The following is a 24,942-nucleotide window of genomic DNA, read 5'->3' as shown; positions in this document are numbered from 1 at the left end:
TCATGCTATTTCAGATAAATATTAAAAATATCATTATTTCTTTTATTATCCTGCTAGTAGTGATTTTTTTAGGGATGTTTATTCCCGGTTTTGTTGATATCTTTAGTGAAAAGAAAGCAGTTCTATTTGTGTTTCCCATCATGATTATTTTTGTGATGTTATTGGTATTTGCTAGGGATTTTTTATTTTTAATGGTATTACTTTGTCGTTCATTTTTAGATCCTGTTTTTGAATTAACAAAATTAGGTGGAAGAAATTCCGGTTTTGGATTAGGCGGTGTGGTTAACATTTTAGTTATTGGTCTAGCTGTTTTTGCCATACAAAAAAAACCTTATCCGGCATTAGATATAACTAGTAAAGTGTGGGGTGGTTTTTTATTAGTTGTATTGTTATCAATGTTTTTAGCACCTAGCTTTGTCGGTGCAATCAAATTCAACTTTAACATTTTTTCTTATATAGCAATATTCGCTTTTCCATTTACTTTAATAAAATCGCGTGAAGACTTTATATACTGGATAAAAATTATTCTGTTATCCTCAATCGTCCCTGTTTTATTTGGTTACTATGAATTGGTTAGACATTCACCTGGTATTCATTCTAATGCCATAGAAGGCTTTCGTATAGAAAGTACTTTTGGTCATCCTAATATTTTTGCATTTTATCTTGTTTTTATGGCAACACTAATATATGGTGCTATTAATACTAAGATGATAAATCTTACTCAGAAAATGCGCAGGTTTTTGATGGCTTATATTGTTATCATGTTAATCCTGTTAGTTTTTACCAAAACCCGTAGTGCCTGGGTTGGTTGTTTTGTGTATTTTATGTTTTATGGCCTTTGTTATGATCGCAGATTACTTTTTTTTGTATTAATTGTAGCACCTTGCATGTCTTTATTTGTGCCTGAAATTCGTGATAGATTGATGGATATAAATATTGGCGGTGAATATCTACAATATGGCAGGCTCGATTCATATACATGGCGTAAACAATTATGGCAACACTCGATAGAATGGATGCAGCCCTCGCGTTACCTACTAGGTTATGGTGGTAATTCATTCAGATATTATTCTGGGTTGTTTGGTGGCCTTGGTATGGATGCTCATAGTGTATTTATTCAATTAATTTTCGAAACTGGGTTTATTGGCTTACTTGCCTTTTCATGGGCCTTGGTCATAATTGCGTATCGCGTTATCAGAAATTATGTGATCGATAGAATTGTAAGATTCACTATTTTGCAATTATTGTTACAATATGTAATGTTTTCGTATTCTGATAATATGTTGGATTATTTGCTATATAATTGGTATTTATGGTTTGTCATAGGTGCGGCATTATCATTGGGCTTAGTTGAACAAAATGCCACTCGCTGTACTGATTCTGAAGTGAATATAGCTCGACAAAAGAAAGTTATTTTCTTAAGATAGGGAATGCTTGTTAAAACATAGAGTTGGCTTTTTTCATAAAATAAGTAAAATTAATGGAATATGATCATTACCATTGTTGAGTATTTGGTACTAGGATTGGCTTTTTTAGTGTTAATACCTATTTGTGTGTTTGCTATTCAGTTATTTGCTGGAATTTCCAGCTTCGCACAACGTCCTATAAAGACTGAAATTCGTCAAAATATTGCCGTCTTAGTACCCGCGCATAATGAAGAGTCCGTCATTGAAAGCACCTTACATTCAATAATTCCACAGTTGCAAGGAAATGATCGTATTATAGTAATTGCTGATAATTGTTCTGATCAGACGGCGACTCTTGCTCGTAATTGTGGCGCTGAAGTGATTGAGCGCAATGATTCCAGTAAGAAAGGTAAAGGTTATGCCTTGGATTATGGCTTACGGTATTTGCGGGATACGCCGCCGGCACAGGTTGTAATTGTTGATGCCGATTGCCAAATTAGTGAAGACACCATCACCAGATTGGTTTTAACTTGTACTGAAACTGGTCGACCTGTCCAAGCCACTTATCTTATGCTTGCGGGGTCTGGAGCTGGCTTGAAAACCAGAATTGCCGCATTTGCACATACCATTAAAACGATGGTTAGACCGAGGGGGTTATATCGTTTAGGCTTACCTTGTTCTTTGTTTGGTACTGGTAATACCTTCCCTTGGGCGATTATAAGTAAATTGGAACTGGCTAATGGTGAGATTGTCGAGGATTTAAAAATGGGAATAGACTTAGTCTATGACGGAAGTCCGCCCATTTTTTGTCCAGATGCACAAGTTATCAGTTATTTTCCGACCAATAGCGTTGGTATGCAGACCCAGAGAACTCGTTGGGAACATGGTCATTTGTCACTGATAGTGTCTGAATGCCCGCGATTATTTGTTAAGGCCCTAAAATCTTTAGATATTTACGCGTTTGCGATGGCTCTTGATTTGTGTATTCCGCCGTTAACTTTACTTATTTTGATTAGTACAGCGGTTTTAATATTAAGTTTCACTGCTTACTTATTTTTTGGATGGTTAATGCCTCTAGTAGTATCTGTGTTTGGGGTTGCATTAATGACATTTGCTGTCCTAGGAAGTTGGGTAATTCAAGGCCGAAATATTTTGTCATTTACTGATTTAGTTTCTGTGCCAGTTTATATATTTTGGAAAATTCCAATATATTTAAAGTTTTTGGTTGCGAAACAAGTTGAGTGGGTTCGGTCAAGCCGGGAATGATGGCCTAGTATCCTTTAAATTAACAACTAACGCTGAAAATCTTGGAAGCGGAACGTAAGTGGAGCGAAGATTTTTAGTCCCCGATAGGCGTAGCGCCGGGCGGGTTTTCGAAGCGAAGCGGAGAAAACCTGCAAGGCATCGCGAAACGCCGTCAAGTCACTTGGAGCCGAAGTTCCGATCCCCTTGTTGGGTCGGAACGAGGTGAGGAGGACGAATCGGGGCCGCCGGAGGCATTAGCGGTCGCGTAATTTTTGCCGCTTGTTGGGGCTGGGATGCCCCTAAACAAGCTTTCGCAAAAATAGCGACTCACTGATGAGTTGCGTTAACCAGCGATCACAACTCACTCAGTCTGTATTTTCCGCGCATAACTAAATTCCTCTGTAAAATCTATCACTCGTTGTAACCCCAATCAAAGTGTTTTTCAGTCTATGGTCTTCATGGTCTTTTCCCGCCCTAAACCAGCCCACATGGCGACCAACCGGATAACTTCATTGAGGGAAGCGTGGCGGGTGGGCTTCATTTATTGAAAAAATACGCGAATTTGACATTCAACCCCGTGAAATAACAGTTCAGCATCAAGATCGGGATAGCTTTTGCTTATTTCACGTGTCGAGCAATACGCCGATAGCCATAAATAAAGCCAATGCTTTAGGTAATCCATCGTTGGTGACTGCTTCTAAAGCTAAAGTTTGCCGGTTTGCATCAGGGTTTTCGTTATATCGAAAAATTACTTAGGAACAAAATCTTAGGAACTATAAACTTAAGCTGTGATTATTTATTCACTTGACCACCCAGTTTTTAGTAAATTCCATCAGTATCAACTTGGTATATTATGAGAATTGCTGATATGTTTATACTCTGTACACGACAAAACCTAAAAACCGGCTAAAGAAGATGATCTAAGCTTATGACTTGAAAGCCCATCGCAAATCTGTTTCACTCTCTAATGAGTAAAAAAGGGGGTGAACATGGACTTAAACGATGGGCTTAGAGCGATTTTAAAAGACCATGTGTCTTGGAGCAAGCGCCGTTTAGATTGTTTTATCGGTCTGTTACTGGCGTTAATCCAATCCAGGCACATGAATTTAACGCAATTAGCGGTGAATTTTGGTGGACAGGCGACCTTAAAGTCCCGGTACAGGCGGCTTCAGCGTTTTTTTCAAACCGTTGTTTTTGATTATGACGCCGTGGCGCATCTGATCATGCAGTTGTTTGATTTTAAGGGCCAGTCGTATTATTTGACTCTGGATCGCACTAACTGGAAATGGGGAAAGGCCAATCTGAATATCCTCACCCTGGCGATTGCTTATAAAGGCATGGCGGTGCCGGTGTACTGGTTGGTGTTGAATAAGCAGGGTAACTCCAATCAGCGTGAACGAATCGCCTTATTGCAACGCTTCATCCGGCAGTTTGGTCGGCATGGCATTCAAGGCGTATTGGCTGACCGGGAGTTTATTGGCGATCAGTGGTGGCAATGGTTAACAGACCATACCATTCCGTATTTGATTCGGATGAAAGACAATCAGTTACTGACCAATCGCCGCCACGCCGGAAAGCCCGTTCAAGCCCTATTCCGGGATTTAAAGGCGGGCGAGCAGCGCGTACTGAGGAAAAGACAGCGCATTGGCGATCAGTGGGTTTGGTTGAACGCCTTAAAATTAGAGACCAACGAGCTATTAGTGTTGGCCAGTAACCAGCGCTTGGCTCAGGCGATTCAAGTTTACGGCCAGCGCTGGCAAATTGAAAACCTGTTCCAATGCTTGAAAGGGCGCGGCTTCCATTTAGAAGAGACCCGGCTGACCCGGTATTATCGGATTAAGAAAGTCATGGCGCTCCAAGCCATTGCTTTTTGCTGGGCCCATAAAGTCGGGGAATGGAAACATCGAGCCGTTAAGCCGTTAACCATCAAACAACACGGTCGCCCGGAATGTAGCTTGTTTCGTTATGGGCTAGACGAGCTGAATAACTTTTTGTTGAAAACGGTTAAATCGGCTGATGAGATGCTTCGATTCTGGATTTTGTTTTTATGTCCGCCGACTATGATCGATTATGACCGAAGTCGGTCTGGGAAAATAACCCTCAGAATTTAAGTGGCGCGTTTTGTCGTGTACAGAGATGTTTATACATGATTCCTCTGATTCATAGTGCGTACCAATTTGTGGTACAAACTGGCTCGGAGTAAAAGCGAAAACTCATGCTTTTTGGTTACTTATAGTGAGCTGCAGGCAAAAAACATGTAAAGACTGTAAAAATAAATACCATTAAATTCAATTGCTTATAATGATTGTGAGGTTTTATTTTTAGAGTTGTGTTAAGATTTAATTCTGAAACTTAGAATGGTTCATCAATAGCTGTAAATTATGCAAATACTGGCATTTTGCGCGATTGGCGTGATGTTTTTTATGTTGATTTTCGTGACAGTATGAGGTTATTTGGAGCAGTTGCGAATGTCAACGGTATTAAATAAGTGGCCTTAGCTTGGAACTTGAAGGCCACTTGACTGACTAACCTGTTAGTACGGTACCGTACAGTCCGGTCTGTTAAGGTACGGTATGCTGTGGTGTAGCGTGATGTCCTGCTAATGGGTAGAGCAGATTTATGTGGATTGGCATGAATCATTTCTTGAGTAATTTAGGATTATTTTGATATCTACCAACAGGTATTTTGTAGATATTCAAATAGTTCAGAAATAAATAAATGAACGTGTATTCTTAACGTGAAAATAGTGATAATTGATTTAGAAATTGTGTTAAACGTTTATAGTGTGGGATAGGCAATCGAAGCAGTGGTTGTAATTTTTAAGCACTATTTACCGGTTAAATTTTGCGGATGCATAGCTCACAAGGTTCATTGCCCAACCCACACAGATTTCGCAGGGCCATTTTATGGTAATTACCGTTTTAAAAAATGGTTTTTTAATTTTAATCCATGCTGAGTATGGTGCAGATTAATTTAGTAGTTTGTGTGTAAGTTTTGCAAACCCAAATAATTTAGTAGCTACTAGTTTAGTAGCTATATGATAAGCCTCGCAAGTATGGTAAATTTGACCCGAGAAGTATATTGTATTTTAGGACTACCATTTGATGCGATTCCAATGGCAACTGTTATTAATAAAATTCGAGCAGCTGTTGCAGATCAAACTCCGTGTTTTATTTCTACACCTAATACCAATTTTGTCATAGTTAGTCTAATTGATAGTGTTTTCCGCAATTCAGTTATTCATAGCGATTTATGTGTTGCCGATGGCATGCCAATAATCTGGATTGCTAGGTTATTAGATTTGCCGATAAAAGAACGCGTTTCTGGTGCCAGTTTTTTTGAAGTACTTAGGGAAGAACGTACCAAGGTACCCTTAAAAGTCTATTTTTTCGGTGGAATAGATGGCGTTGCTAAAAAAGCTCATGCGCGCCTGAATGCAGAGGGAAGGAATATGGTCTCTGTGGGCTTTGAGTCCCCTGGTTTTGCCGATATTAGTTCAATGAGCGACCCAAGCAGCATTGCTAAAATTAATGAGAGTCAGGTAGATTTTTTAGTGGTGGCCTTAGGGGCAAAAAAAGGTCAGGCTTGGATAGATCAAAATCGGCACAAGCTTAATATTCCAGTTGTATGCCACTTGGGCGCGGTAATTAATTTTGTTGCGGGAACCATTAAACGTGCACCCATGACATTTCAATCATTAGGTTTTGAGTGGTTGTGGCGCATTTATCAAGAGCCAAAGCTTTGGCAACGCTATTTTCACGATGCTCAGCATCTTTTCAATTTACTGGTAAACAAAGTTATTCCGTATGCTGTCTGGATTAGGCTAAATAGAAAACTCCTCAGAGAACAGTCGAATATCCAAGTTGATTTACAAGTACAAGAGTCAAAATTACTGGTTCGTCTGGATGGTTCATGTTTGGCTCAGAATTTGGCGGAACTTCGTTTTACTTTAGCTGAAAAACTAAATGATGGCTATGATATAGAACTCGATTTAGCTAATGTAAAAATAATAGATTCTGCTTTTATCGGATTTCTGATGCTACTATATGGCTATACTGAAAAAAGTGGTCAAAAACTATCAGTAATCAATATTAATGACATCAACAAGAAAATTTTCGATTGGAATTGTGCAAGTTTTTTACTTGGCGTCTAATATACAAATATAAAGTTTGCCTCTACACTCAATTTAACGGGTAGGCGCTGACCATTTTTGGTGGTTGAATGCTTGATAAATATGTTGAAACAATGTAGTCCAAGCTCAGTAAACGATTACTTTGTATAAGTTGTTGAAAACCACTCGCGCATTATCGGTGGAGAATGAACATCCTTAAGATCTGGCTAAGCAGGATTACTCGCATTAATTTGGAGTAGAGATTATTGCTAGCCTACTAATCGGCCTGAACAAGTCTTCGCGCTAAAGTATTTGTTAACGCTATACGATTTGTCAGGTACGCGTTGGTAAATGCTATGTCCAAATTGAATAAGCATTCACTCTTCTTATTAGAAAGAAATTAGTGCCGGATCAACCATTGTGCAAAACCTCGTATTGTCCTAATCAACCCATGCCTATAACCTTGATGTCCGTTCGGCGGGTTGGCTCTCTTTACACAAGATTCAGTGCATGGCCGCTTTTGATAAGGCCTGGTTGTCAAATAAGGCATAATTAGCCCACTTTTATGCTTTTTACCTGGTGGTTAATAGTTTCACCTGGTACTAAAATCAGTCCAGCCAAGATTGTGGACAAATTTAGTTATTGAAATACTGAACAAATTCACTTCCCCTCATATTAGTTTTAAATCATAATCTCGGTAAAGTGATGTGTCGTATTGATGTGGTAAAGTGAAGTCTAGGCCGGTGTACAAAATCCAGGGCTGAGATACAAAATTGGGTAATACCGCTCTACTGCAGGAATCGCTTATTCGCGCTTAGTTAAGTCCAATAACTTTCTTGACTTTAGGGGCGGTATTACAATATATGGTGATTAAAGACCAATTTAGCATTTAACACAGTAAAATCACGCAGTGAATTTTCTTCGAAATGACTTTATCAACAGCCTGCTTGACTTAAAAGTCAGCAGATAAACGAGTTAATTTATTAAATAAATATGGCAAAAATTTCTATAATTGGCACAGGTTTTGTTTCAGACCTGTACATGAGGTCACTCGAAACATTTTCTGATATCAAAGTATTGAAAGTGTTTGACCGGGATGCTGCACGTTTAGCCGCTTTTTCAAGTTTCTGGAATGTAAGGCCTGCCATTTCAATTGATGATCTTTTAGCCCTATCAGGTGACACCGAAGAAATTCCTGATTTGATATTAAACCTAACCAATCCTGGATCACATTTCGAAATCAGTAAACGTTGCCTTCTAGCAGGAAGGCATGTGTATAGTGAAAAACCATTGGCTGTTAATATGGATGAGGCATATGAACTTCATGAATTAGCCACTACAAATAAACTTATCCTAGCATCAGCACCTTGCAGTTATTTGAGTGAAGTTGCCCAAACTCTCTGGCATGCCGTACGTCAAAAAATGATAGGTAATCCATTGTTAATTTATGCTGAGCTGGATGATGATTTTATTAGTCAGGCTCCCTATCAAAAATGGGAAAGCGAATCAGGTGCGCCTTGGCCCTATCGCGATGAATTTTTGGTGGGTTGCACGCTTGAACATGCCGGATATTACCTATGCTGGTTAATGATGATTTTTGGTAGCGTAGAGAAAGTTGTATCGGCTTCTGCCGAATTAGTACCCAATAAATTGACAAATGGCGATAAAACGGCACCTGATTTTTCTGTGGCTATTTTATTTTTTAAATCCGGTGTGGTTGCCAGACTAACTTGTGGAATTATTGCACCCCACAACCATCACTTACAGATAATTGGTGATAAAGGTATTTTGGAAGTGGATGAATGCTGGCAAAATAGCGCTAGCGTAAAATTACGCAAAAGATTTGTCGTACGCCGAAAATTAATAAATGGATTTTTTGCCCGAAAAATTAAACTGACGGGAAAAACACATCCCAAAGTGCCAACTAGGGGCGCTGCAGCAATGAATTTTGCATTAGGGCCGGCAGAAATTTTAGCCGCAATCAAAGAAGGCAGGCCATCAAGAGCTTCAGCTGACTTTGCATTGCACCTGAATGAAGTGACATTAGCAATTCAGAATTCACTTGATAAGGCTGGCGTACAAATAATGAAAACTAGTTGCCCAACTCAATCACCCATGCCGTGGGCAAACTTAAGTTAATCACCGACAACATATAAATATTATGAGTGAAATTAATTTTGGCATCATTGGTACAGGTAGAATGGCGGCCACTATGATGGCTGCTTTGACAGCCGCATCTGGAGTTAAAATCCTGGCCGTATCCAGTGAATCTAAAGATAGGGCAGCATCTTTTGCCAAATTTCACGCAATTCCTCAAGCCTACCATGGCATTGATGCATTGTTGAGAGATGAACGAATTGACGCAGTTTATATTGCCAATGCTACTGAAAATCACTATCAGTCCACTCTATCGGCTTTAAATGCCGGAAAAGCCGTATTGTGCGAGAAACCCATTGCAATTTCTGCATCAGAAAGTAAAGAAATCGAGCAAGCAGCTGCGCGAGCAGGCAAGTTGTGCATGGAAGCTATGTGGACATTTTTTCTGCCAACTTATCAGCGATTGTTTAAATCATATGAGGAAACAGAATTAGGTACACCATTGTATCTCTATTCGGATTTTGGGTATCCCGTTAGTAAGGAAGTTTCGCCAAGATTATATGCATCTACTGTTGGAAGCGGTGTATTACTTGATAGAGGCGTTTATCCAATTGCCTTAGCGCTTAAATTATTTGGCCCTGTCAATCAAATATTAGGCAAGGTTGATAGAACTCCAGAAGGGGTTGACATTCATGCGGCATTACAACTATTTCATAACAATGGTGCGGAGTCTCAACTTGCTGTTTCATTCAGGGTACTATTACAAAACAGAGCCGTTTTATCTTCAACTAGTGGATCTATCAGTTTGGAACCGCCTGTAATAGGTGCTGAATCTATCAGGGTTTCAAGAGCCAGCCTTGAGCTGCCGACATTAGGTATTCAGTCTTTATCCATAAAGGAAAGACTAAAACAACACTTACGTCAATCTTCTTTGTTACGACGGATTAACACCATTAAAAGTGCAGGTAAATTAGAACATCACACTTATGGTGGTAACCAATATTTACCCTTAATCAATCATTTTTGCGAGTTATATCGCACTGATAAATTGGTCAGCAATGTTTTTTCACTCAGTGCATCGACGCAAGTATTAGAAGTGATTGATCAGGCAAACAAGTTGTAATTGATGAATTGATTTAAATCTAAAGGAATATTAGTTTTGAAAATTGGTTATTTGATGAACTCCTACCCTATGACTAGTACGACGTTTATTCGTCGTGAAATAGAAAGTCTTGAGAGCTTGGGGATAGAAATAAAGCGTTATGCAGTGCGGCACTGGAGCGAAGAATTGGTGGATGAATTAGATATTGCCGAACAATCGCAGACGCAATACCTATTAACAAACAATGCCTTTGGCTTACTCAAGGCCTTTTTTATTGTATTGTTTGCTAATGCTACTGGTTTATTTCATGCCTTGATTTTGTGGCGTAAGGTATGCAAAAACGCCGGCGGCATAACTATCAAGCATATAGCTTATTTGTTGCAGGCAACTTACTTTTACAGGCAGTCAAGACGCGATGGCATTCAACATGTTCATACTCATTTTGCCACCAATGCCACTACCGTAGCAATGCTGGCTCGAGAAATGGGGGGGGTGAGCTACAGTTTTACTTCCCATGGTCCTGATGAATTTGTTGATCCTCAATTTATCAGCATGGCGCTTAAGATACATCATGCGGCCTTTGTAGTTGCCATATCCAACTTTTGTCGGGCACAATTGATAAGATTTAGTAATCCTACTTACCTGGATAAAATTATTATTGTTCATTGCGGCTTGAATGTTGATGAATTTATTCCGAATTATGACTTTAATAATGACAATCAAAACCTTATTTGTGTAGGCCGACTATGTCCACAAAAAGGGCAGTTATTAATCCCTCAAGCATTGGCTCTGTTAAAACCGGACTTCCCCCACTTAAAGATACACTTGATTGGTGATGGCGAATCCAGAAATGCACTTGAAGAAGAAATAATAAAATACCATGTTGCAGATTTAATCGAATTACATGGCTGGAAGGCCAATCTAGAAGTTAGAAAAATGATTTCAGAATGTCGGTCATTTTTATTGCCGAGTTTTGCGGAAGGCTTACCTGTGGTTATTATGGAGTCGCTTGCACTAGGCCGTCCTGTGATTTCGACTTATATTGCTGGTATACCAGAACTTGTCGATAAAAAATGCGGTTGGTTAGTTCCTGCTGGTTCTGTTGAGGATATCAGTAATGCTATTCGTGAAGCTCTAACGGCAACCCCTGCTCAGCTCTCTGCGATGGGTAGGGAAGGCCATGCTCGTGTTGCTCAGGAGCATAACCTGAAGCTAATTTCCCAGCAGTTATATAGCAAATTTCTGTCCATCAACCCAAGTTGAATTAAGCCCAATGTTTATAGCTGGAGGGTGCCGAGAACCGCTCTACACGTTTCCAGATCGACTCAACTTGAAATATATGTGAACGTCATAATTTACAAAGCTTAAATTAGTTTTTTACGTAAACGTGTAAAAGGCGCTTCTATAACTATATATATCAGATAAGCTATAGTTATCGATATAATAAAAGCAAGACTGGCCGAAATATAAATGGGCAAATTTTCGGTGTGCAGAAAAACAACTTTTATAACTGAAAAATGGACTAAATAAAATGAATATGACAGCCAGCCCATAAATTTCATTGCCCTAAAATTTAGTATCCTAAATACACCCCAATTATGAAATCTAATTGCAGCCCAAAAAAGTGGATACAACGCAACACCTTGTAAAGAATATCTTATAGTTTCCCTAAAATGTTCGGACCTAAATAATAAGCTGATTACAATGATAAGCACAGCTAGTGGGATGTAGATATACTTAAGTGTCTTGTCACTATTTTTAATATCATCCAAGACAGGATTTCTGTATACAGCTAAACTACATCCAAAGAATAAAGAATCGAATCGTGTATCAGAGGCATAGTATGTGCGAACACTACTGGCATTCATTTCATATACTAAATAATAACGCCAAGCCAAGATTGATATGCAAAAAAGCAGAAGAGTTAAAAACTGTTTTTGTTGCGATAATCCCAATCGTAGCAATAGTAAATATAGAAAAGGGAATATTAAATAGTAATGCTCTTCAACTGCGAGTGACCAGAAAATTTCAGAGCCTATGGTTTTTCCACTATTATCATGTGTTATTAAATAGTAATTGGCGTAATGAAAAGCCTGAGATAGAAATGGCATTATTTTTATTTCGCCAGGAATAATTCCGTAAATAGTAAGAATTGCGCCACTAAAAAGTACAAAATAAAAATTTGGCCAAATTCTAAAAATACGGCGTATATAGAAATGAGTAAAATTTATGGTATTTGTTTTTTCATATTCTTTTCTTAATAAAGTTGTGATAAGAAATCCACTTAGAAAAAAAAATATGGTTACACCAAGTCCTCCTGGAATAATGTGACCTAAACCAATGTGGGATAAAAAAACTAATAGAATAGCTATTGCCCGAATGCCATCAAGTGAGGGTATATAAAATTCTTTTGTTTGTTTGGCGAGTAATGATTTCTGCATTTTTCAAATTTATATCTTTAAGCCGCGTACTTTAACAAGCTATCGGGTTTTCGAGTGGTCTTAGAAAAAACCAAATTGATTCATGGTGAATTCAATGCAACGCCAGAATGCCAGAGGCCAATTCAAACGGTGTTGCTAGAGAATGCCGTTCTTTGATGAAATGATATCTGATAGACAATATTAGCGATGGTCATAGTAGCCTTAGGTATATTTCTAAAGAGTCTGTATGCTTTTCCATAACAGCTTAATTGCACAAAATAAAACTCGAGAATAAGTCGTTTTTTCTTTATCCTTACTTGCTTCTATTGCAGTATAAACACTATTTTGAGATGTCTGGATGAACCTTTTTAACCCCTGCTTAAGTATATTTAGGTGTGTCTTTATTAATGTATATCAATGAGTTGGGGTGGAAGGCAGCAAATGCCAGGCGATAACCCCCTGTTAAAAGAGTTTTCACTTTCTTTACCAAGAACTCTCTGTACACGACAAAACGCGCCACTTAAATTCTGAGGGTTATTTTCCCAGACCGACTTCGGTCATAATCGATCATAGTCGGCGGACATAAAAACAAAATCCAGAATCGAAGCATCTCATCAGCCGATTTAACCGTTTTCAACAAAAAGTTATTCAGCTCGTCTAGCCCATAACGAAACAAGCTACATTCCGGGCGACCGTGTTGTTTGATGGTTAACGGCTTAACGGCTCGATGTTTCCATTCCCCGACTTTATGGGCCCAGCAAAAAGCAATGGCTTGGAGCGCCATGACTTTCTTAATCCGATAATACCGGGTCAGCCGGGTATCTTCTAAATGGAAGCCGCGCCCTTTCAAGCATTGGAACAGGTTTTCAATTTGCCAGCGCTGGCCGTAAACTTGAATCGCCTGAGCCAAGCGCTGGTTACTGGCCAACACTAATAGCTCGTTGGTCTCTAATTTTAAGGCGTTCAACCAAACCCACTGATCGCCAATGCGCTGTCTTTTCCTCAGTACGCGCTGCTCGCCCACCTTTAAATCCCGGAATAGGGCTTGAACGGGCTTTCCGGCGTGGCGGCGATTGGTCAGTAACTGATTGTCTTTCATCCGAATCAAATACGGAATGGTATGGTCTGTTAACCATTGCCACCACTGATCGCCAATAAACTCCCGGTCAGCCAATACGCCTTGAATGCCATGCCGACCAAACTGCCGGATGAAGCGTTGCAATAAGGCGATTCGTTCACGCTGATTGGAGTTACCCTGCTTATTCAACACCAACCAGTACACCGGCACCGCCATGCCTTTATAAGCAATCGCCAGGGTGAGGATATTCAGATTGGCCTTTCCCCATTTCCAGTTAGTGCGATCCAGAGTCAAATAATACGACTGGCCCTTAAAATCAAACAACTGCATGATCAGATGCGCCACGGCGTCATAATCAAAAACAACGGTTTGAAAAAAACGCTGAAGCCGCCTGTACCGGGACTTTAAGGTCGCCTGTCCACCAAAATTCACCGCTAATTGCGTTAAATTCATGTGCCTGGATTGGATTAACGCCAGTAACAGACCGATAAAACAATCTAAACGGCGCTTGCTCCAAGACACATGGTCTTTTAAAATCGCTCTAAGCCCATCGTTTAAGTCCATGTTCACCCCCTTTTTTAGTCATTAGAGAGTGAAACAGATTTGCGATGGGCTTTCAAGTCATAAGCTTAGATCATCTTCTTTAGCCGGTTTTTAGGTTTTGTCGTGTACAGAGCCAAGAACTAAGATAATTTTTCTGTTTCTGCAGTAGAGTCGTAAGTAAAGAAGGTCAATTTAATAAGATAATCCGCTCTAGCACTTTTGAGATTGATTCTTCTCGCGGTTCTGAATAGAACCCAGCAAGCAGTAGGTGCCAAATTTAAGTAAATCTCTTCTAGTCTTTATGATTTAATAAGCCTGCTCGCTAACAAAGCCTTTAAAAATAGTTAAAAATACCAGTTTTAAATCCAAAAATACTGACCAGTGGCGGATATATTCCAAATCGTAGTGGATACGCATCTGCATTTTTTCTATGGTATCGGTTTCACCACGACAACCATTGATTTGCGCCAGGCCGGTAATGCCCGGTTTCATTTTGTGGCGTAACATATAGCCTTGAATTTGTTTTCTATAAAATTCATTATGGGCGATAGCGTGTGGGCGAGGACCGACCACAGACATTCTACCTTGTAATACATTGATGAACTGTGGCAATTCATCAAGTGAGGTGCGGCGTAAAATGCCTCCCAAGCGGGTAACACGTCGATCATTGACAGTGGCCTGAGTAACAGTGGCACCGTTTTCAGTGACAGTCATGGAACGGAATTTCCAAACTTCAATCTCTTCGCCATTTACTCCATAACGTTTTTGCTTGAAAATTGCCGGACCAGGAGAAGTCAGCCTAACCGCCGCACCAATAATCGCCATGGGAATAGCAATTAGTGGCAGTATAATTGCGCACAGTAGCAAATCTTCAAAGCGTTTATAAAAACCGTCCAGCGCCGAATTTAAAGGTGTGTCGAACACACTGACGACCGGGATACCTTTAACACTGCTTAGCTTTGAATGCATCAAATTAAAAGTAAAAAAATCAGGTACTATATTTACTGAGACAGTACTGTCAGCCAGTTCGTTAATCAACTGGTTAACACGTTTTTCGGCACGTAAGGGCAAAGTTACATAAATATGATCTATATTACCCAGTTGAGCCTGCTCCAGTAAATCCTTAAAACCGCCTATTACTCTATCTGGGTTATGGATGTCTTGACAACGCTCGGAGTTTTCATAGCGGTCATCAAAAAAACCAACGCATTTATAACCTAACCAAGGCATTTCGGAAATAGCGTGATCAAGGCGTTGTCCCAGTTTATTGGCACCTAGCACAGCATAAGTTCGTACGTTTATGCCTAGAGCATGCATGTGTGACATGATCAGGCGACGGATGGTATGTAAAGAAATAATGCCGAGCGAGGTGAGGGGCAGCCAGATTTCCAGTACCTCCTTGGAAAAAGCGAAGCCGAAATCAAACATGAATAGGCAACTGATGACAATAGCGAAAGCTAGTACCCATGACATCAAGATACGCATGGCCACATCAAACATAGGATCCCCACGCCAGCCGTAATAAATTTCATGCTGTTCAGCAAAAATCCCGTAGAGGACGGTGCAAACAATGAATAGGGCTAAATACTCTGTGGTAAGAGGTAAAGCTGAAACTCTTAAGGCTGCGTAAAGCATGATAAAGATGAGTCCGGTATCCATAGCACGTTTCAAGCCTTGGAGCGGTTGCAAAGGCCGGATAAATCCTTTTGAGCGATTTTGATTCATATTCAGGAGAAAGGTTAGTGTAAAACTAGTTGATTCGGTGAAATTAAATTTCGCTATGTTCTATGCTGATAATCTAAAGCATAGCTTCAATGCTTGCAATAATAATTTTTTTCGACAGTTTAAGCGTGGCTTATGCGGTAGGATTGGCATATTTTTAAAAAGTGCGATAGGATGGAAAGTGGTTAAACTTTGCTGCTTAAAGGTCTGCTTGTTGAAACCTATGCAGCTCTATGTCCGTGTACCGTGCTTATGGGTTCCAGAACAGAATAATCATAAAAGCTGCAAGCGCTGACCCCATCTAATGCTCTAGCCAGCTGAACCGATCAATAGCCTAGCATAGCTTGATACGGATTTTCAAAATTTGGTGGGAGTAATGGATCATCACAGAAGTAATTCAAGGTAAATCGTATGAGTAATGTGGTTTTAAATCCAACCGGCTCACGCGTGGCGTTTGCTGACGGACTGAGGGCTTGTGCTGCACTATGGGTTGTTTTTTACCACATGTCTGAAGGAAAGCACATTGCTAGTATCAAAGCCAATTTGCCAAATTGGCTGGACACAGCAATTTTTGACTGGGGCTATCTCGGAGTTTCCATTTTTTTTGTTTTGAGTGGTTTTGTTATGGCTTACACCGTTCGTCAGATTAAAGTTGACGGCAAAACGGCAGGCCAGTTTTTACTGCGTCGCCTAACCCGACTTTCCCCACCCTACTACTTCACAATAGTGGTTATGTTGATCATAAATCATTTTAAAGCCAAAGTCTTAGGTGAAGGAATGCAGCAAATTGGCATAAGTGATGTATTGGCTCATTTAGTCTATTTGCAACAGCTGTTAGCCAGTTCTAGAATCAGTTCGGTTTTTTGGACCTTATGTATCGAGATACAGTTTTATATAGCATTTGCGTTGTTAATATTAGTAGCAGATTCCAAAAAAACAAGTTCAAGTCAGTATGCCCGGCTTTGGGTTTTTGGTACGGCAGGGATTATCGCTTTATTGTGGCCAGCACATATCACTGAAAACGTGCTTTGGCGAGGCGGGTTCTTATCTTATTGGTATAGCTTTCTGGTAGGTGCTCTGGTTTGCTGGGGATGGCTTGAGTCTGGTAAAATTAGAGTATTTGCAGGTATTTATTGTGTAGTCGTTTTAGTTTTCGGCATCTATACCCAATCTCTATTTACCATAATCACCGCGTTTACCGGGATATTATTATTACTCGCAGGTATGTGGGATGCAATGGGAAAATGGTTATCATGGAAGTGGATACAGTTCATTGCGCTCATTTCTTATAGTCTTTATTTGCTACACAATCCTTTGACGGGCATTGTGTTTCGCATAGTCAATCGTTGGGCTTATCCTGAGACCTTAAATATCGAACTTATAGGTATTATTTTATCTATATTAGTTTGCATTTTTGCCAGTTGGCTCATGTTTCTGCTGATTGAACGGCCAAGCATTGTCTGGAGTCACCATTTTTCTGGAAAACCAGCACCTAAGAGTTAAACCCCATGTTCAACCCTATAATATGCAGAGAAAGCTGTGAAAGAACTTGAAAGTTTTGGCGTGTGCTGAAAGCATACCAAGAGACTATGATAAAAATCAGATGTGGATAAGTATTGCAGTGCAGGTAAGGCGTGTGATTGGTTCATATGACTAACTGTTGATTTTAGTTATAAGTGAGTGTTGTGAAAATCTATTCATCATTAAATGGTGACGGTAAAGCTAGACCAGTCAGATCTAAGCTCGGTTCATGCCTGATAATACTGAATCAAGCATCAAATATTCTTCCAAAAACTATCACTAAAGGCTAAGTTTATTGGTTTTTTGTCAAATTTTATGCTTATTTTTATGTAGATCAGTTGTTCTTTTTCTTGGATATTTCAAAATTATAAATTTTTGACTGATTGCCATAGAGTCTTTTTTATTTTGACTAAAGTTAATTCCTTTAATGAATGTCACATTATAATCTGGTGTTTTGCCAATTTTTGTCAAGCCATTTGATGTGTAAACTTTTGAATAGCTAATTGATTTATATTTATTGAAATTCTGTGTGTAGCCAGTGTCCTATATTTCCGTTGAATTGCACTTTAGTGTTGCTCGAAACCAAGAATCCAATTACAGAACACCTAGTAGTTATTATTTAGGATTTATGCCTTCTTTATCTGAATATTTACTGGTTGGTAAGGAAATAAAACCGGATTTTCATAGTGTACATAAGGTTTACTTTAAAAAAGGTTTTAAGGTTTTAAGGTTTTAAGGTTTTAAGGTTTTAAGGTTTTAAGGTTTTAAGGTTTTAAGGTTTTAAGGTTTTAAGGTTTTATCGACTTTATATGTTTTCTATCAGATTGTTTGCAATGGCAAATTTACCTGGTAAGCTGGCTTTACTGAAGGCGGGGCTATGGGTTTTAATGTTTTATCTGCCACCTACACGCTATACTTTGGTTCATTACCATGATTATGGTATTCTATCTGCTAGTACTGCCATTAATTTGTATGGTCAAGTTTGAGTTAAGTAAGGTTTTTCTATCAACTGGCTTGATCTTGTCAATCTGGTTTTCAATTGAAAATGGGAGTTTTTCGGGAAATTATTAATGGTTCTTTTTTGCCCGGTATTTTATTCCTTATTGGAAAAATGTTTTTGGGATGTTAAGTTTTGTTATGTATTTAATTAACAAGCCAGTTTTTTAATGCGAAAGTATATTTCCAGGCGAGGTAATGTATCACCTATTATTTGGTTTTCTGGTGTTTGCCTATTATTCTACTTTCTTGGTACATTCAACGGTTTTATGACTATATTTTGAAACGATATTAAATCATTATGTAATGTATTATGGCCTGCTGGTTTCTTATCCAGAAGACCAGAGATTGAGTAGTAACAAAGTCTACAATTAAATATTGCAGCTATACAAACCGATGTGAGGTTATAAACGATGAGAATTTTAGTAACAGGCACCGCCGGTTTTATAGGTAATCAACTGGCTGTCGAATTACTGGAACGAGGTGACGAAGTTATCGGAGTTGATAACCTGAATGATTATTACGATGTCAATTTAAAACTGAGCAGGCTGGCGCGTATTCAGAGCCACGCGGGTTATACTGATGTTAGGCTGAATATTGCAGACCGAGACGGAGTAGAGGCTCTGTTTAAACGATACCAGCCACAAAAAGTGATTAATCTTGCCGCCCAGGCTGGTGTGCGTTATTCATTACAAAACCCACATGCTTATATAGACAGCAATATCGTCGGGTTTTTAAATATTTTGGAAGGTTGTCGGCATCATCAGGTAGAACATCTGGTTTATGCCTCCAGCAGCTCGGTATACGGGGCCAATGAAGCCATGCCGTTTTCTGTACATGACAATGTCGATCATCCGCTTAGTCTCTACGCAGCTTCTAAGAAAGCCAATGAATTGATGGCGCATACTTATAGCAATCTTTATCAACTGCCAACCACCGGACTGCGATTTTTTACCGTGTATGGTCCGTGGGGACGTCCGGATATGGCCTTGTTTTTGTTCACCAAAGCCATACTGGCAGGTGAAAAAATTGATGTATTTAATTATGGCAAACATCGTCGCGATTTTACTTATATTGACGATATAGTTGAAGGTGTGATCAGAACGCTAGATCATAACGCTCAACCTAATCTGGAATGGGATGGTGTAAAGCCGGATCCTGCTACCAGTCGTGCGCCTTGGCGGGTCTATAATATCGGTAATCAACAGCCAGTGGAGTTAATGACTTATATAGAAACACTGGAACATTTTCTCGGTAAAACGGCTGAAAAAAATCTATTACCAATTCAACCAGGCGATGTACCGGATACTTATGCGGATGTAGCAGCCTTGGTGGCAGATGTGGGTTATAAGCCAAGTATCAGCATTTCCCAGGGTATCGAAAATTTTGTGAAGTGGTATCGCGATTACTATCAAGTATAAGTTTAAAAAACGGTCAGCCAGGAGGGTATCGATTCAAGCGCTGTCATACTAATCGACTTCCATATGCCAATCGATCTAATTTAGCTGATATAAAGGCAGTGCTGTAATCCTGCTATCGATTAATTTAATCATATCCTGATAAGCCTGACTGTCAATATTCCGGTATTTTTCTTTGAATGTCGCTTCGTCCATGTGTTCCGGTAGGCCTTCAATATCGGGAATAATCGCGGTGTAATCTCGGGTTTCCGCCATAATCTGCTGTACGCGGCGTGCGGAGGCTGGTGAGGCAATTGCTAATTGGCCGAAACGGATACCTGTCCGATCCGAACTAATATCAATAAAGCTGAAGCCACTGCCTTTCTGAGCATCGCCCACCTCCTTATCCAATCCCAATTGTAAACTGAGCAGATTGCTGTCTACGGCAGTGATTAAGGCTTCAGCGATAAAATGTTGAGGTATGTCTATGCGTCTATAGGCATAAACCTGATATTCATGACTGTAAATCAGCCCTAACGGCAGGTAACGGCGTAATTCATTTTTATAAATATAACTGGCTACAGCAATAATTACAGCACGATTGTCCTGGATCGCGGTATCTGGTGTTGAATGTTGGTAAGCCGATAAAAATAAAGGTTGCAACAATTCAGTCAGGGACAGCCGCCAAGCTGGGTCGTGTTGCGCCACAATTTCATTAATTAGTTGCTGATAGATATGTAAATTGGGGTAATCCTGGTGTTTTTGAATAGCCAGTTTTTTGGCTGTATCAATGATAGACCCCAGGTAACTGACTTCAATATCATTCTGATTAATGCGTACTGTTTTGACATAACGGGTAATCGCCAACCAATATTCATTTAGCGCTGTGTGATGCACAATAAACGGCAGCAGCAAATTTGCGGCACGATCAGGAATGGAAATTTCGCCGATCTTAAACGATTTAAGTAAAATATCCTCGCCATTCTGCTTCAAACTGAAATGAAAATCCAGAAACCTGCCCCAGGGGTTATCAGGAACAAAGATTGCCATCTGAAACAACAGACGATCATTGGTGAACTGAATTTGGATGGTGTTTTCCACGAAATGATTCAGCAAATAACTGGCAGCAATATTCAAATCCTTCTGATTTAAGCGTACAGTTTTCAGACTTTCCCGTTCTTCAGGCGTTACATGCAACAATAATTTGGCACGCTGGATATCATCCCGATTCATGCCTTGCAGAATAATATCCTGGGGGCTGTTGTCAAGAGCAAAACACAGCAAAATGCTGATTAGCAAAATCAGCGTAAGCAAAGTATAAATCAGAATCTTGACCAACTTTTGCACAGCCGGATGAGTTAGCCAAGCCGGCAAGTGTAAGCCTTGGAATCTCTCCATGGCATCATGAATAGAATTTAGCCAATGCTGAATAAAATGCGGCATTACTCAAAAATCAGATTAAATTTCGCTTCCTTAAGGTAAAGTATTTCCTGTTCCAGATCGGCTTGAGTTAAAGGCGATTGTTCCAGCCAGTTTTCAGGAAATTTTAGCCTGATCTCAAAATCCTTAATCGCTATATCAAAGTCAGGGCGCGGATTATGCCGGCTTCTGTGTAATAGTCGGGCAATCCGGAATACCACCGCCATATGTGGCGTATATTCCCGCCATGGCCAGGGTAATTCGGCAAAACGCTCCAGATTGAGTTTTTTACGATGATTACGCACCAACCGAGAAAGCACCAATTGATCCTGTTTGGAAAAGCCGGCCAGATCACCGTTTTCAATAATATAAGCGCTATGCTTATGATATTGACTGTGAGCAATTTCCAAACCAATTTCATGCAATTCCGCCATCCAGTTCAAAAATTGCAGCGTATCTGAATCATCTTGGAAACACGGTAGACCAGTCAATTGCCTAGCCATATAATGTATGGTTTCCTTAATTTGGCTGGCGTGTTGATGATCTATATGATACCGATGGGCAATGATTTTACTGGTTTCAGAACGAATGTCATGGTTATAAAACCGGCCTAGTAAGTCTTGCACCAAACCTTCGCGTAACGCCCCGTCGGAAACCGTCATTTGTTCTATATTTAGAGTTTTGAATGTGGCATAAATAATTGCTACAGCACCGATGAAAACCGGGCGACGTTCCAGACTTAAAGCCGGAAAATTGAACTGATCGTAATGATTAAACTTTAGCAGATGTGCCACCAGGAGTTCCAGGCCGGTCATGGTAATACCGTTATCACTCCAGCCAGAAGTCTGCAGCACATTGCTGATTGTTTTTAAACTGCCCGATGCTCCTATTGCTTCATCCCACTGCTGACGATTAAATTTGCCCTGAAAAGGCACTAAATGCTGTTCAGCAAATAGTGTGGCTTTTTTAAATGCCTTTTTACTGATTTGGCCTTTTTTAAAAAACTTTTGACTCACTGTTACGCAGCCCATATTCAGGCTTTCTTTACAATGCGCCGTGTCATGCTGGCCGATAATGTATTCAGTGCTGCTGCCACCTATATCCATGACAAAGCGCCGATTGGCAGAGCCGGCCAGACTGTGCGCCACACCTTGATAAATCAGTCGGGCTTCCTCAATGCCGGAAATTACATGAATCGGATGCCCCAAAGCTTTTTCAGCCTTACTGATAAATTGCTGGGCATTTTTTGCCAAGCGTAAGGTATTGGTGCCGACAATACTGACGCTATGGGGAGGGAAGCTATTGATACGTTCGCCGAAACGTTCCAGACAAGCCAGGGCTTTTTCCTGAGTTGCCGTGTCAAGATTGCGATTTTTATCTAATCCTGCCGCCAATCGCACCATTTCTTTCAGGCGGTCTATCGTTTGTAATTTTCCATCTTTAAGACTACAGATAATCATATGGAAGCTGTTTGAACCCAGATCAACAGCGGCAACGCTGGTAGGTATTTGATGTGGCACTTGCAATCCTGTTCATTTGCTGGCTGAAAGGGAAATTCTGCTAGAATTCCGGCTTTTTGCGGAAACTTAATTTCCGCCTGCTCATCTACTGTTCATTATAACTTAGAGTATGAATGCCTTAACCATAAAACAGCTTAAAAAAACCTATAATAATGGCTTTCAAGCTTTGCAAGGTGTCGATCTGGAAGTTGAGAGCGGCGATTTCTTTGCTTTACTTGGTCCAAATGGTGCCGGCAAATCCACTCTGATAGGCATCATCAGCTCATTAGTCAACAAAACCAGTGGCAGTGTTGAGGTGTTCGGACATGATTTGGACAGAGAAACCGCCCAGGCCAAAACCTGTATCGGTTTGGTGCCGCAAGAAATCAACTTTAATCAATTCGAAACGGTTGGTAATGTGGTATTAAACCAAGCAGGATTTTACGGTATACCCGCCAAATTGGCAAAACAGCGTACCGAAAAATGCTTACGGCAAATGGACTTATGGGAGCGGCGTAACAGTGTTTCACGCCGATTGTCAGGCGGCATGAAACGCCGGTTAATGATCGCCAGAGCCATGGTGCACGAGCCGCGTTTATTGATACTCGATGAACCTACCGCTGGGGTAGACATAGAAATTCGTCGCGCCATGTGGCAAATGATGGCTGAAGTCAACCAACAGGGCACTACCATCATATTGACCACTCATTATTTAGAAGAGGCCGAAAGTCTGTGTAGAAATATTGCCATTATTGATCAGGGGCAAATTATCAAAAAAGCGCCCATGCATCAGTTTTTAAACAGTATCAATGTCGAACATTTCGTACTGGATCTCAGCCAGCCGCTGACCACTGTCCCGGAAATCAGCGGTTATCGTCTTGAACTGGCCAACCCAAACAGCCTCAATGTCGCCGTACCCAAACACTTAGGTTTAAACCAGCTGTTTAATCAGTTAACTGCCCTGGGAATACAGGTTTCCAGCCTGAAAAATAAATCCAATCGTCTGGAACAACTATTTATCGATCTGGTGCAATGAGTCAATTAATCGCCTTCACAACCATCTTTGTTAAAGAAATTCGCCGTTTTACCCGCATCTGGCCGCAAACTTTGCTACCGCCGGCCATCACCACTGCCCTGTATTTTCTGATATTCGGCAAACTGATCGGGGGCCGGGTCGGCAGTGTCAATGGTGAAAGTTATATGGACTACATCGTACCCGGCATTATCCTGATGTCGGTGATTAGCCATTCGTATTCCAACGTAGTGTCTTCATTTTATTCCACTAAATTTCAGCGTCATATCGAAGAATTGCTGGTGGCGCCGGTGCCCAACTGGGTTATCCTGGCTGGCTATGTCAGTGGCGGCGTTGCCCGAGGCATACTGGTCGGTGGTGTAGTCGCCGGCATTTCCACGCTATTTACTGAGATACCGGTTAAACATTGGGAAATAGCGATGGCAGTGATGATACTAACTGCCACGTTGTTTGCTTTAGCCGGTTTTATCAATGCCGTGTTTGCAGATAGTTTTGATGATATTTCCATTATTCCCAACTTTGTGCTGACACCGCTCAGCTATCTTGGCGGTGTATTTTACTCCGTCTCCATGCTGCCCGGCATCTGGCAAAAAGTGGCACAGGCCAATCCGATACTGTATATGATCAATGCCTTCCGCTATGGACTGATCGGCATCAGCGATGTGGATATCGGGCTGGCCTTTGCTATGACCGGTAGCTTGGTCATATTTCTGATACTGATCAGCCTGATCTTATTGCATAAAGGCATTGGCATTAAAAACTAAGGTCTCGGGAACCGAATCAGTAGCCGCCACTCAACTAAATTACATTCATTTGTCGAAAAATAATAACCAACTACTTTACTTGGTATTTAAATAGGACTAAAATGGTGCCAATTCTTGAGGGTAGATATGTTAAAACTCAGTAAAATGACCGACTATGCAACGGTGATTCTCAGCCACATGGCTCAGGATCAGCAGCGCCAGCATGGGGCTCAGGAAATAGCGGAAGCCACCGGCATTGCTGTGCCCACCGTCAGCAAGATCATGAAAATTTTGACTAAAGCGCATGTCTTATCATCCACCCGTGGAGTAAAAGGCGGCTACACTTTAAGCCGGGCACCGGCCAAAATTACCGTTGCCAGTGTCATCAGTGCCTTGGAAGGCCCTATCGCCCTGACCGAATGTACGGCATCCCACAAAAGCTGTAATCAGGCCAGCGGCTGTCGGATTCAGGGAAATTGGCATATTATCAACCAGCGCATTTCTCAGGCTCTGGAATCGGTCACCCTAGCCGATATGATCATGCCCAGTCAGGCTCCCCAAGAGTTTTTTATTCCGGTTAGCCGGTTATTTCGTTAATTAGTTTCAGAGC

Annotated in this window: 17 protein-coding genes; 12 read left to right on the top strand and 5 right to left on the bottom strand. The window is 40.5% G+C overall.

The annotated features are described in order from the left end of the window. Nucleotides 1-2 precede the first annotated feature (2 nt). The 7 genes from KEF85_RS11765 (at nucleotide 3) to KEF85_RS11735 (ending at nucleotide 11,224) form a co-directional block, all read left to right on the top strand. A complete protein-coding gene (locus KEF85_RS11765; RefSeq protein ID WP_215580800.1) occupies nucleotides 3-1,427 on the top strand; it encodes an O-antigen ligase family protein in 1,425 nt (474 codons plus the stop codon). A 60-nt stretch (nucleotides 1,428-1,487) separates the two neighbouring features. Continuing rightward, nucleotides 1,488-2,672, top strand: coding sequence for a glycosyltransferase family 2 protein (locus KEF85_RS11760; protein WP_215580798.1), 1,185 nt, complete (start codon nucleotides 1,488-1,490; stop codon nucleotides 2,670-2,672). Nucleotides 2,673-3,640: 968 nt separating this feature from the next. After that, nucleotides 3,641-4,762: an IS4 family transposase gene (locus KEF85_RS11755; RefSeq protein ID WP_215579912.1), complete on the top strand. Its 1,122-nt coding sequence runs from the start codon at nucleotides 3,641-3,643 to the stop codon at nucleotides 4,760-4,762. A 1,004-nt stretch (nucleotides 4,763-5,766) separates the two neighbouring features. Next, on the top strand, nucleotides 5,767-6,804 hold the full coding sequence (locus KEF85_RS11750) for a WecB/TagA/CpsF family glycosyltransferase (RefSeq protein WP_215580796.1): 1,038 nt from the start codon (nucleotides 5,767-5,769) through the stop codon (nucleotides 6,802-6,804). Nucleotides 6,805-7,755: 951 nt separating this feature from the next. Continuing rightward, entirely contained in the window at nucleotides 7,756-8,901 is a 1,146-nt protein-coding gene (locus KEF85_RS11745) for a Gfo/Idh/MocA family protein (protein WP_215580794.1), read from the top strand. Nucleotides 8,902-8,923: 22 nt separating this feature from the next. After that, complete coding sequence (locus KEF85_RS11740) at nucleotides 8,924-9,982, top strand: Gfo/Idh/MocA family protein (RefSeq protein ID WP_215580792.1); 1,059 nt, start codon at nucleotides 8,924-8,926, stop codon at nucleotides 9,980-9,982. 36 nt (nucleotides 9,983-10,018) lie between these two features. After that, nucleotides 10,019-11,224: a glycosyltransferase family 4 protein gene (locus KEF85_RS11735; RefSeq protein ID WP_215580790.1), complete on the top strand. Its 1,206-nt coding sequence runs from the start codon at nucleotides 10,019-10,021 to the stop codon at nucleotides 11,222-11,224. A gap of 101 nt (nucleotides 11,225-11,325) precedes the next feature. On the opposite strand, the gene KEF85_RS11730 is transcribed toward KEF85_RS11735, so the two are convergent. The 3 genes from KEF85_RS11730 to KEF85_RS11720 all read right to left on the bottom strand — a co-directional run bounded on the left by KEF85_RS11730 (nucleotide 11,326) and on the right by KEF85_RS11720 (nucleotide 15,727). Continuing rightward, nucleotides 11,326-12,402 (bottom strand): acyltransferase family protein, encoded by a 1,077-nt coding sequence (locus KEF85_RS11730; protein ID WP_215580788.1) that lies wholly within the window; start codon nucleotides 12,400-12,402, stop codon nucleotides 11,326-11,328. A gap of 499 nt (nucleotides 12,403-12,901) precedes the next feature. Continuing rightward, entirely contained in the window at nucleotides 12,902-14,023 is a 1,122-nt protein-coding gene (locus tag KEF85_RS11725) for an IS4 family transposase (protein WP_215580786.1), read from the bottom strand. Between the two features lie 285 nt (nucleotides 14,024-14,308). Continuing rightward, nucleotides 14,309-15,727 carry an undecaprenyl-phosphate glucose phosphotransferase gene (locus KEF85_RS11720; RefSeq protein WP_215580784.1) on the bottom strand — a complete coding sequence of 473 codons (1,419 nt, stop codon included), beginning with the start codon at nucleotides 15,725-15,727 and terminating at the stop codon, nucleotides 14,309-14,311. A 408-nt stretch (nucleotides 15,728-16,135) separates the two neighbouring features. Between KEF85_RS11720 and KEF85_RS11715 the strand changes: the two genes are divergently transcribed. Both KEF85_RS11715 and KEF85_RS11710 read left to right on the top strand, forming a co-directional pair. Further along, a complete protein-coding gene (locus KEF85_RS11715; protein WP_215580782.1) occupies nucleotides 16,136-17,227 on the top strand; it encodes an acyltransferase family protein in 1,092 nt (363 codons plus the stop codon). 1,427 nt (nucleotides 17,228-18,654) lie between these two features. Next, a complete protein-coding gene (locus tag KEF85_RS11710; RefSeq protein WP_215580780.1) occupies nucleotides 18,655-19,662 on the top strand; it encodes an NAD-dependent epimerase in 1,008 nt (335 codons plus the stop codon). A 75-nt stretch (nucleotides 19,663-19,737) separates the two neighbouring features. Here the strand turns inward: KEF85_RS11710 and KEF85_RS11705 are convergent, their stop codons facing one another. Together KEF85_RS11705 and ppx are read right to left on the bottom strand one after the other, a co-directional pair. Further along, a complete protein-coding gene (locus KEF85_RS11705; RefSeq protein WP_246534903.1) occupies nucleotides 19,738-21,081 on the bottom strand; it encodes a hypothetical protein in 1,344 nt (447 codons plus the stop codon). Then, on the bottom strand, nucleotides 21,081-22,577 hold the full coding sequence (ppx, locus tag KEF85_RS11700) for an exopolyphosphatase (protein ID WP_215580778.1): 1,497 nt from the start codon (nucleotides 22,575-22,577) through the stop codon (nucleotides 21,081-21,083). Before ppx ends, KEF85_RS11705 begins: the two co-directional genes overlap by 1 nt. A 109-nt stretch (nucleotides 22,578-22,686) precedes the next feature. Between ppx and KEF85_RS11695 the strand changes: the two genes are divergently transcribed. From KEF85_RS11695 to KEF85_RS11685, 3 genes are all read left to right on the top strand, one after another. Continuing rightward, nucleotides 22,687-23,592: an ABC transporter ATP-binding protein gene (locus tag KEF85_RS11695; RefSeq protein ID WP_215580776.1), complete on the top strand. Its 906-nt coding sequence runs from the start codon at nucleotides 22,687-22,689 to the stop codon at nucleotides 23,590-23,592. Continuing rightward, nucleotides 23,589-24,353 (top strand): ABC transporter permease, encoded by a 765-nt coding sequence (locus tag KEF85_RS11690; protein ID WP_215580774.1) that lies wholly within the window; start codon nucleotides 23,589-23,591, stop codon nucleotides 24,351-24,353. Before KEF85_RS11695 ends, KEF85_RS11690 begins: the two co-directional genes overlap by 4 nt. 126 nt (nucleotides 24,354-24,479) lie before the next feature. Then, on the top strand, nucleotides 24,480-24,929 hold the full coding sequence (locus KEF85_RS11685) for an SUF system Fe-S cluster assembly regulator (protein ID WP_215580772.1): 450 nt from the start codon (nucleotides 24,480-24,482) through the stop codon (nucleotides 24,927-24,929). Nucleotides 24,930-24,942: the final 13 nt, after the last annotated feature.

Source organism: Methylomonas paludis, from assembly GCF_018734325.1.
Classification (GTDB): domain Bacteria; phylum Pseudomonadota; class Gammaproteobacteria; order Methylococcales; family Methylomonadaceae; genus Methylomonas; species Methylomonas paludis.
The sequence above is the reverse complement of the archived record's forward strand: the minus strand, read 5'-3'. Positions and strand labels throughout refer to the sequence as shown.

Bases quoted from the DNA above. Each gene is read 5' to 3' on its own strand.
- KEF85_RS11765 (WP_215580800.1), top strand. From the start codon at position 3: ATGCTATTTCAGATAAATATTAAAAATATCATTATTTCTTTTATTATC.
- KEF85_RS11760 (WP_215580798.1), top strand. From the start codon at position 1,488: ATGATCATTACCATTGTTGAGTATTTGGTACTAGGATTGGCTTTTTTA.
- KEF85_RS11755 (WP_215579912.1), top strand. From the start codon at position 3,641: ATGGACTTAAACGATGGGCTTAGAGCGATTTTAAAAGACCATGTGTCT.
- KEF85_RS11750 (WP_215580796.1), top strand. From the start codon at position 5,767: ATGGCAACTGTTATTAATAAAATTCGAGCAGCTGTTGCAGATCAAACT.
- KEF85_RS11745 (WP_215580794.1), top strand. From the start codon at position 7,756: ATGGCAAAAATTTCTATAATTGGCACAGGTTTTGTTTCAGACCTGTAC.
- KEF85_RS11740 (WP_215580792.1), top strand. From the start codon at position 8,924: ATGAGTGAAATTAATTTTGGCATCATTGGTACAGGTAGAATGGCGGCC.
- KEF85_RS11730 (WP_215580788.1), bottom strand. From the start codon at position 12,402: ATGCAGAAATCATTACTCGCCAAACAAACAAAAGAATTTTATATACCC.
- KEF85_RS11725 (WP_215580786.1), bottom strand. From the start codon at position 14,023: ATGGACTTAAACGATGGGCTTAGAGCGATTTTAAAAGACCATGTGTCT.
- KEF85_RS11720 (WP_215580784.1), bottom strand. From the start codon at position 15,727: ATGAATCAAAATCGCTCAAAAGGATTTATCCGGCCTTTGCAACCGCTC.
- KEF85_RS11715 (WP_215580782.1), top strand. From the start codon at position 16,136: ATGAGTAATGTGGTTTTAAATCCAACCGGCTCACGCGTGGCGTTTGCT.
- KEF85_RS11710 (WP_215580780.1), top strand. From the start codon at position 18,655: ATGAGAATTTTAGTAACAGGCACCGCCGGTTTTATAGGTAATCAACTG.
- KEF85_RS11705 (WP_246534903.1), bottom strand. From the start codon at position 21,081: ATGCCGCATTTTATTCAGCATTGGCTAAATTCTATTCATGATGCCATG.
- KEF85_RS11695 (WP_215580776.1), top strand. From the start codon at position 22,687: ATGAATGCCTTAACCATAAAACAGCTTAAAAAAACCTATAATAATGGC.
- KEF85_RS11690 (WP_215580774.1), top strand. From the start codon at position 23,589: ATGAGTCAATTAATCGCCTTCACAACCATCTTTGTTAAAGAAATTCGC.
- KEF85_RS11685 (WP_215580772.1), top strand. From the start codon at position 24,480: ATGTTAAAACTCAGTAAAATGACCGACTATGCAACGGTGATTCTCAGC.